1 protein-coding gene and 1 pseudogene are annotated in these 1,257 nt (G+C 70.8%); one reads left to right on the top strand and one right to left on the bottom strand.

Annotated elements, in window-relative coordinates:
- Positions 1-101: 101 nt before the first annotated feature.
- Positions 102-659: an acyl-CoA thioesterase gene (locus ABZ281_RS49805; protein WP_356665501.1), complete on the bottom strand. Its 558-nt coding sequence runs from the start codon at positions 657-659 to the stop codon at positions 102-104.
- Positions 660-778: 119 nt separating this feature from the next.
- Between ABZ281_RS49805 and ABZ281_RS49800 the strand changes: the two are divergent.
- Positions 779-1,257 (top strand): annotated as a pseudogene (locus ABZ281_RS49800) (LytR family transcriptional regulator); the annotation flags it as partial.

Raw genomic sequence — 1,257 nt, 5'->3', positions numbered from 1 at the left:
GTACCCCCTGCTCGAGCGGAGTCGAGAGCTTGGGGGAGCGTGCCGGGCATCGCGACGCCGCGGAGACCCATCAGAAGGGCCCTAGTGCCGCGCGGTCCTGGTCAGTCCTCGAAGCCCTCTGCCGCTCGCTTCTCGCGCAGATCCATGATCGCGCGGCGGCGGGCCAGGCGGTGGGTGCGGCGGATCTGGGCCTCCTGGTAGCGGCGCTTGTCGCGCTCGCTCTCCGGGAGGACCTGCGGGACCCGGCGGGGCTTGCCGTCGGCGTCGACCGCGGCGAAGACGAGGTAGGCGGAGCCGACCTGCGTGGCCGGGGCGGACTCGTTCCAGCGTTCGGCCAGCACCCGGACGCCGACCTCCATGGACGTCCGGCCGGTCCAGTTGACCTGGGCCTTGACGTGCACCAGGTCACCGACGCGGACTGGCTCCAGGAACGCCATCTCGTCCATGGACGCGGTGACCGCCGGCCCGCCGGAGTGCCGCCCCGCCACGGCCCCCGCCGCGTCGTCGACCAGCTTCATGATCACCCCGCCGTGCACGGTCCCCAGAAGGTTCGTGTCGTTGTGGGTCATGATGTGGCTGAGGGTGGTGCGGGACGCCGAAGTCGGCTTGCCCGGGATATCCGTACTGCCGGAATCCGCAGCTGGGGCCTGGTCTGTCATGGCCCCCACCTTATGCCGAGGGCGCATGAGGGGGTTTTGTGTCAGCTTCGCCACAGCCGTGCTCTGATTTTCCGACGACTCTTGTATGGCGCACTACCCGGACCTGCACACTGGGGCGCATGAATGATTGGCCCGAGGGATTCTCCGGCGACAACCGCGGCAACCGCTACGGACGCGGCAGCTCGAGCGCACAGCCCGAGAGCGCCCGTGTCATGCGGCAGGTCCGCCGCGGTCCGGCGGCATCGCCCGGGCAGGGCGCCTACGGCGGCGCTCCGCAGTACGCCGGCGGGGTACCCCAGCAGCCGTCGTACGTCGACGGCGGCTACGGGGAGCCGCCGCCCGGCAGCTACGACAACGGTTACAACACCGGCCAGGTCTACGGCTCCCCCGGTGGCAGAGGCCCCGGCGCCCCGGGCGACGGCATGTACGAGCCGCGCCCCGCCCCGAACTGGCGCCGCCGTATCAAGGTGACGGCCATCACGCTGGTGACGCTGCTGGTGGTGACGAGCGTCGGCACGTACTTCTGGGCCGACTCCAAGCTCAACCGCGACGTCGACCTGTCGAAGGTCATCGACCGTCCGGAGACGGGCGAGGGCAC

Origin of the sequence: Streptomyces sp. NPDC006265 (assembly GCF_040613555.1) — a bacterium.
In the GTDB taxonomy this organism is placed as follows: Bacteria; Actinomycetota; Actinomycetes; order Streptomycetales; family Streptomycetaceae; genus Streptomyces.
The sequence above is the reverse complement of the archived record's forward strand: the minus strand, read 5'-3'. Positions and strand labels throughout refer to the sequence as shown.